We start from the raw sequence: 7,430 nt of genomic DNA on the forward strand, positions 1-7,430 counted from the left end.
ATGCCTTTGATAATTTCGCATGCCGCAGTTTTAAGCTCATCTGCAATTTCATTCGGCACATGGCCAACATGGTTCTTCATCCAGGTATTAGCCAACAGAATGAGGCGAGCTTTATCGCCAGCCGGTGCAAAGTCTGCCCCTAGAATTTGCTCAGCTTCTTCTTGGGTAATAAAGCTCATGGGTTATTCCTTTGGTTGTTCTTCTTTAGTCGCTTCTTCTGCGGCTTTAGCGGCTTTCACTTCTGCAGCGGTTGGCTTTTTGGCTGCCGGCTGCAGTTCATCAATACGCGCCTGCATTGCCGCCACATCATTTTTGAATGCAATAAGTTCACCCTGAGCGGTTGCCAGCTGCTCTTTTAGTTCAGAGTTTTCAGCAGTGACTTTGGCACATTCAGCATTTGCCTCATTAATGGCCTGCTGCAGTTCTGGTGCGGTTTTGGCATTTAGAGTGATTGTGAGTTTTTCACCCTTTAAGCTTTCGCCATCAGCCAATATATGAATATCCGGATCGAAATCCGATTCATTGATAACTACATATTCACCTTGATCTGGTGAAGTTGGTTTTATTTTGACTGTTTTCAAATTTCTCTCCTAAAAACATAGGGGCATAAAGCCCCAAGTTTTAACCAAGCAAAATACCAATGTTTTCCGATTTAATCGCAGCACACCCCCATGCCAACGCAATTTCATATTGCACCTGACGGTATTGGGCATACACGGAGACTTCAAAAGACAGGCCGCTGACTGGATCTGTAATAATTGTGCGGTCTACCGCTGAATCACCTTGCTTCGGTAGTGCTGGCGCGCGAGTCGCTAATGCAATTGCTGAACGCGGAAAGACCATGTTACGAACTGCGCCCGCAGTAACTGTAATAGCGGTAGCTGATGCTGGAATAGATTTACGAAGACCGGGTTTAGCAATCTCAATTAGTCCACCGCCCGAAACATCAGTATCACCAGCAACGACAATATATTTATTGGAATCACCGGCAAAAGTAATAGCATCACCAACTACCACAGCACCCGTGCCGGCACTCGCTAATGTGATTTGAGTTGCACCAACCGCGTAGCCCGCTGCATTAGTAGTTGCGCTTGCAGCACTGCCTGCAACTGAAGTTTTGATCTGTGCGGATTCGCGGATTGCAAAACCATGTACATCCAATAAAACACCGCGACGCAGCAAGCTATCATCGTTTGCTTCGTTTGCTTTATTCAACTGCGTCAAAGTGCGCATATTGGCGCCTGCCGTAGTATCAATCACCATCTGCAGGTCAGACGCTGGAGCACCATTGTCTTTGAGAAGCTTAAGGGCTTGAGCGGTATCTGATAGATTTGATGCAAATGGTGTTGTACCAGGTGTTCCGACCGCGCGAGATGCAAAGCGATGTAAACCTGCTAGATCAGCTTCAACTTCATTTACCAAGGCACGCATACCCTGTGCAAATTGATCGCGCAGAATTACGTTGTACGATGCACCATTATTATCAAGTCCGCGTTTTTCTTCTCCATTCCAGCGGATAGGAACGCGGCGAGCCTTGGTAATTTCCATTTCAACACTGCCGACTGTTTGATCGCCATCATCTGGCGGCGTAACGTCTGGCTCAATATCACTGGCTGTTGCTCCAGTTGTGACTGGAGATGAAACCTTTTGCCCTTTCGCTGCGCGCTCAAACGTCATGTCAGATGAAACTGCTGGAATAAAACCCACAAGCTCACGCGATACAACATCAAGTGCATTGTAAATCGTAGGAATTAAACCATCTAAATTGTTAGCCATAAGCTAAAACTCCATTAAAAATTATTGAATTTGTCCGCCTTCTCGGGCGAATTGAGCACGGCCTGTCGGGTCTAAAGCATCAAATTGCTGGCGCGACATTGTTTTTGCCCCACCCTGACCGCCACCGCCCTGAAAACCTGCACCACCAGCTTGAGAGCCTTTCAGAATTGAATCTTTATGCTGGTATCCCCCAACCAAAGATTCCAGGGCTTCATCAAAGTCAGCGACTTCACCTGGGCGAGTGCGTGAATAGATTTTTTGACCGTCTGCGCCAACCGCTACGACTTTTCCATCTTCAATCTGGAAGTTTTTCCCAAATGTGGCTTGGATCATGTCTACCGGTACAGCGATGTTGTCTTGAATGTACTTAGAACGAGCGAAACCGCCGCCAATAAGTTCGTTATGCAATTGAGTCTGGAAAGCATCACGCTCTTGAACAATCGGAGCGTATTTGTCTTCAGTGGCCTTGATTGCTTCAGCTTTTACTTTTTCAACTTCGCCAGCATCCACCAGTTTTTTATCGTCGAAATTTTTCAAAGTTTCTAAAGCTTTTTTGGCCGCTGCTGGATCTTCAATACCTTCAAAAGTTTTAAGCGCTGATTCGGCTTTTTCGTAGCGTTCACGGTTTGTTTTGGCTTCGCCATTCAAACGTGAAATGGTTGCCACGGTTTGCGCGGCATCGTGTGCCACTTCTTTGCCGTCGTCGTGAACATAGATTGGTAAACCATGCTCATTCACCTCTGCATAAGTTTTTCCGTCGATGGTTTGTGTTTTAAGTTTCATAAGTCATCCGACCCTATTTTTAATGAGCATCCGCTCGTTACGCTGTCCGCATCAGCTTTCAGCAGGCAATAAAAAAGCACCCGATTTGGGTGCTCTAATTTGAATTTGTTTATTTAGGTTGAAATGGTTGGTCTCGAAAATCTGTGCTTTGTATGGCCGGCCTTAATGCCTGAGATGCAATCCAGATCTCATTACAACATACAGGACAACTCAGCACATACACTGTTTCATTTCGATCTGATTTTACTTGAGCTTCATTCTTCTGAAACTCAAGCACCGAATGACACTTACCACATGATGCTGTGTAGGTTTGCAGCTCAGGCGGTGCGCCTTGACTAATTACTTTCATTATTCACCCAATACATTGTTAAATGTCTTTTGGTCTAAAGCTTTAAGCTCTGCCAACGTGTAACCCCGCTTATTCAGCGGATCAGCAAACTTATCAATGCTGTACTCGCCTTTTTTATAAAGCTCGTACTTTGATTTACCCAACCATGTGCGCTGAAAGAATTCATCCGACTGCTCAAAAAACTCTTTAAATGAAGTATTAGCATCCAGCTGACCAATCAGATGTTTGCGCTCTTCCTTGGGTATATCTTTGACCTTGCGCTCATCCATAACAAATGGCCGAAGCCCGGCTATCTCACCACTCTTATCGCAAGGCACATATGTTGTGCGATTATTTGGATGCACTGGAAATCTTGGTCGCGCTGGATCATCAATGGCATACACATCACCGTCAATTGAAGCGCAGTATTCGCAAGTGCGGCCATCTAGTGTGGCCACAACTTTCACATACTCGACGCCAAGCGCTTTATAAGTATCAATGTAAGTCGCAGTACTAATGTGACTGCGCGCTGTCCTTACTTGACGCTCAATTGATTCACGCGACGATTTAAGCAAACCATCCTTATAATTATTGGCTTTTCTGCCTTTGATCCGCTGCACAATCTGCTGATTCGTCTGGCCTTGCGAAATACCATCACGAATGACGTGTTCCACCTTTTTGCGCAGTGATGCAGCAATGTCAGCAAACAGATAATCAACCAGCTGACCACCGGCATACGGCGCTTTCTTGGCTGCCTTATAAATCTTCTCTACATTGACAACTGCAGCAGTACCAGCAACCAACTTCGCAGAATATGAAGCCTCATAGACAGCCAATTGCAAAGCAGATTTATCAAACTGCTCAAATAGATCATCATCAATCGATTTGAACCATTCATTCAGAATGGCCTTAATTTCCTCGAGGTTTTTGCTGGCTTTGGCTTTGCTTGAAAAGTTCAGACTCTGCAGCGCGTTCCGCTCTGAATCTGATATCTCATTCAGCAGTTCTGCAAGCCGACTTAATTGACGTTCAGAGAGCTTATTAAATTGACCAGTCAGCTCGTTTACGCTTTGGGATGATGCGCGATAGAGATACGCTTGATGTTGGCTCAGCGCATCGATTAAGACTTTCTGCGCTGATTTATCCATCTTTATTCCTCATCATCCGGCGGATAATTCATTCCGCCATCATTACGCTTTTCAATTTTCTTTACGATGTCTTCCCATTTATCTTCCGGGAATGTTCCAGTCTGCTCGTAGTGATACCAAACATACATCGGCAGCTCACCAGCCAAGCAAGCTTCATAAATCAATTTAGAGCGTGTTGGGTCGTATTTCGGCTTATTGAAATCCTGCGCAATCGTAAAGCCCAGCTCATCTACTTTGAAATCATGTTCAGGCATGGCGAACTTTGCACACCAGCGCAGCGCACTTGTGAATGCCTCTGACACATTGGCCACAACCAGCGACAGCACAGAATGCTGCACAGAGCTTTCGTTATCGGCTTGAGTTGCTGTCTTGTTGGCAGATCCAACCTCAATCAAGCGCGCTCCAAGCTCTTTCATTTGATTCCATTTGTCGTTCATCCGCTCATATGCAAGGCCATTCTTTTCAGCCTGGACCATTTTGGCATCTGTAGGAATGCCTGAGCGGCTGCCCACCCCTGCACCACTTTCTTTGACCCATTTATACTGTTCATCAGTAATAGACGGGAAGCACAAAGTAGGCTGACCTACAATGAATGCTGACTCTTCGACGTCCGCAGAACTGCAATAGTATGAAAGCTCCATCGAAGCCAACTCATACAGCGGGGCTGTGCCAATTTCATCCGAATTATCTACCGCGCCGCAAAAAGTGAATGGGATGTAGTCCCATGGTTTGCCGTGGTAATCCGTTGGAATGTACTTCTCGCCCTCAACCCATTCACCCTTTTCATTTTTGGTGAGAATCTGGACCATATATACGTGGCTTCCACTAACTTCACTGAGGGTTAAAATCCGGTATTGGTCTGTGGTTTCAACTGTATAGCCATTACGGACTTTCACAGTCTCAAATAGCTTCACAAAGCTCAGCTTCTTTTGATTGCCAACGATGATGTAATCCCAGTCCTTAATAGCGCCAACCTTGATGATATGAATCATCGGATATGCGCCTTTGCTCTTTTCATCGGCTTTGCTTTTGCTCGGCCCTACGTTAGGGAAATCAACATAAATACCGCAGCGGTAATTGCGATTGATTAAGCGTGTCGCGCGCTGAGCACATTGGTAAATAGAGCGTCCTGCACCATCAGCATTTCGTTCTAAATATTCCAATTCACTAGGGTGATTAAATACAGGGGTTTTACCAAAGGCCAATCCGATGTGACTTGCCAAAGTACGGCTTGTCACGCCCGGAAAGATTGCCCGCATTTTATATTCTGCATAACGAGCTTTTCCATCAGGATCCTTTGCGGATGTGAACATCGATGGCTTAGGCAGGTATTTCTCATTTGCCGCTTTAATAACTTCCTGACCACCGCAAACATCATCCAGCTTATTCCAAGTCTCAATGTGCTTATCATAGTCAGCATGTGTTGCTGTAATGCTCATATTAGAATCCAAACATTGGTATATCGATGCTCTTCACATGCTCATTGATTGGGAACAAGTATGCAATCGGGTATGTGCCTGCATCATTCATATGGTCAAAGCCGGATTTTTTATCTGGCTGGCCATTTTCATCATAAATTTGGCGCTCTTGGCATTTGGCGAAGTTCGGACACTTAGCAGCATTCACAAATAGCCTGCGCTCACTGAAGGTATTACAGAGCATCCCATTCATAGAGTTAATACGGTCTTTTACAGCTGGGTTTCTTGAGTTTACAAAGACGTTAAATCCTGCCTTCCGCAATAACGCCAAATCTGTCTCGCTGGCATTATTTGATTTTCGATTTTCACCTGAAGCATCTGGATAAACCCCAACTTCATACCTCGGATAACGCTCTTTAATAGCCTCAATCATTGCCGGTGTATCAAACAGATTCACAAACTCATCCACTGCATGCATGGTGTCACCGCGACGCACATAAACCACTGCAGCCATTTTGGTAACATTAAAGTCCATGCCTATATGCAACACATCATTAGTTTGCACTGTCTCGCTGGATCCATTTAGTACCCGGTTAAAGCAGTAATAAATAACACCCTGATAACTTTCAAAACTGGCTTCATATTCCTGGCTGAATGTTTTCGGGTCCATCTTGCGCTTGGCAACAATGATTTCCGACTCAGGAATATTCCCACCCTGTAGTGAGGTGTAGGAGAAACTCCGGCAATCAGGCTCATGACCTGGCTGACCATCCATGAATGTGTCATAGCAATGGTTAAAACCTTTCGGCGTGCCAATCCTTAAAACATGGCCACCTACCCTTTGCACATCATTGATAATGTATTTACAGGTTGAAAGCATTGGGCGAAGCACTTCTTCCCATGCTGCCCACTTGCAGTCAGCCCATTCATCAATAATCAGGAAGAATAGACCAGAACCACGAAGGTCATCATAGTTATCAAGGCCAACTACACGCATAACATGGCCACTTTTTAGAGTGATCGTGCATTCAGTTTCATTTGGCTTTCCTGCGCGCCATGACGGTGGAATAGCTTGTTTTAATCGCTTCCAGAAGACACGCTTAGCCTGCTTAAATGTAGGCGCCGCATACCAAATTTCATCTTCAACCGAAACATTCCACTTTGCTGCCAGTCTTGCAGCTCGACGCATTTCAGCCTTAGCCAGGAACGTCTTTCCAAAACGTCGACCACAAACAGCATCACGAAAACGTGCTTCAGGCTGCCATCCCCACAAATAGATATTTGCTTGCTTGGGTGTAAGAATTACTGCGCCTTCTGGTGGTTCAAAGAATTGGCTCATTTGGAATTTCCTCATCAGGGTTCAGGCTGATTTTGTAATCTTCCTCAGGAGGTCTTGATTCAGGTGGGTTCACTTCACGCTTGAGTTTTTCCAATTCCAAACGCTTCATTTCAATTTCAATCTGTTCTTTTTCAGATAGACCACTCGGACCAGCATTACCCATTTGGATTAATCCTTGGGCTTGCTTTAAGACCTTAGCTTTCATGACCTTATTTTTTGTATAGTCGCCATACATCTGCTGGAGTTCTTTAAAGTGAAAGGCCTTATTTGCAATCGGAATATCTTCAATATTTTCTTTGAAGTCTTTTCGGGTGCGGTCAAAAAGATCTTTTAACTTTTTACTTAAATTACGTCCACCGTACTTGGTAGGATCGTAATTTTCACATTGCTGTCTTTCTAATTCGATGCCAAATCTTTGCTTGACAGCGTCAGCAACTTGTTGAGGTGTATCGAAGCAAGCAAGAGACTGAACTATAAAGATTTTTACAGGCTCTTTAAGTGCCGCCATACCTACCCCTTTGTCAAGCTACGTCAAACAAGATAGCCAAATAAAAAAGAGCCCTTAGGCTCAATTAATCACACAATTCCCACAGCACGCAGCAATGTTTGTTTCCGATACGAACGGTGCCTGCTTCGCA

Annotated in this window: 7 protein-coding genes and 1 pseudogene; all 8 read right to left on the reverse strand. The window is 44.9% G+C overall.

Features of this window, described 5'->3' with window-relative positions:
- Positions 1-182: 182 nt before the first annotated feature.
- Entirely contained in the window at positions 183-581 is a 399-nt protein-coding gene (locus OKC24_RS18660; RefSeq protein WP_265466177.1) for a hypothetical protein, read from the reverse strand.
- A 40-nt stretch (positions 582-621) separates the two neighbouring features.
- Positions 622-1,776, reverse strand: coding sequence for a major capsid protein (locus OKC24_RS18665; protein ID WP_130148654.1), 1,155 nt, complete (start codon positions 1,774-1,776; stop codon positions 622-624).
- A gap of 21 nt (positions 1,777-1,797) precedes the next feature.
- Complete coding sequence (locus OKC24_RS18670; RefSeq protein ID WP_130148652.1) at positions 1,798-2,559, reverse strand: DUF6651 domain-containing protein; 762 nt, start codon at positions 2,557-2,559, stop codon at positions 1,798-1,800.
- 348 nt (positions 2,560-2,907) lie between these two features.
- Positions 2,908-4,035: a minor capsid protein gene (locus OKC24_RS18675; RefSeq protein ID WP_265466178.1), complete on the reverse strand. Its 1,128-nt coding sequence runs from the start codon at positions 4,033-4,035 to the stop codon at positions 2,908-2,910.
- 2 nt (positions 4,036-4,037) lie between these two features.
- A complete protein-coding gene (locus tag OKC24_RS18680) occupies positions 4,038-5,474 on the reverse strand; it encodes a DUF4055 domain-containing protein (RefSeq protein ID WP_265466179.1) in 1,437 nt (478 codons plus the stop codon).
- 1 nt (position 5,475) lies between these two features.
- Complete coding sequence (locus OKC24_RS18685; protein ID WP_265466180.1) at positions 5,476-6,792, reverse strand: phage terminase large subunit family protein; 1,317 nt, start codon at positions 6,790-6,792, stop codon at positions 5,476-5,478.
- Positions 6,776-7,300, reverse strand: coding sequence for a DUF2280 domain-containing protein (locus OKC24_RS18690; protein ID WP_265466181.1), 525 nt, complete (start codon positions 7,298-7,300; stop codon positions 6,776-6,778). The genes OKC24_RS18685 and OKC24_RS18690 overlap by 17 nt, the downstream gene beginning before the upstream one ends.
- A 60-nt stretch (positions 7,301-7,360) precedes the next feature.
- Positions 7,361-7,430: pseudogene (locus tag OKC24_RS20165) on the reverse strand (putative metallopeptidase); the annotation flags it as partial.

It is taken from the genome of Acinetobacter entericus (assembly GCF_026168575.1).
In the GTDB taxonomy this organism is placed as follows: Bacteria; Pseudomonadota; Gammaproteobacteria; order Pseudomonadales; family Moraxellaceae; genus Acinetobacter; species Acinetobacter bouvetii.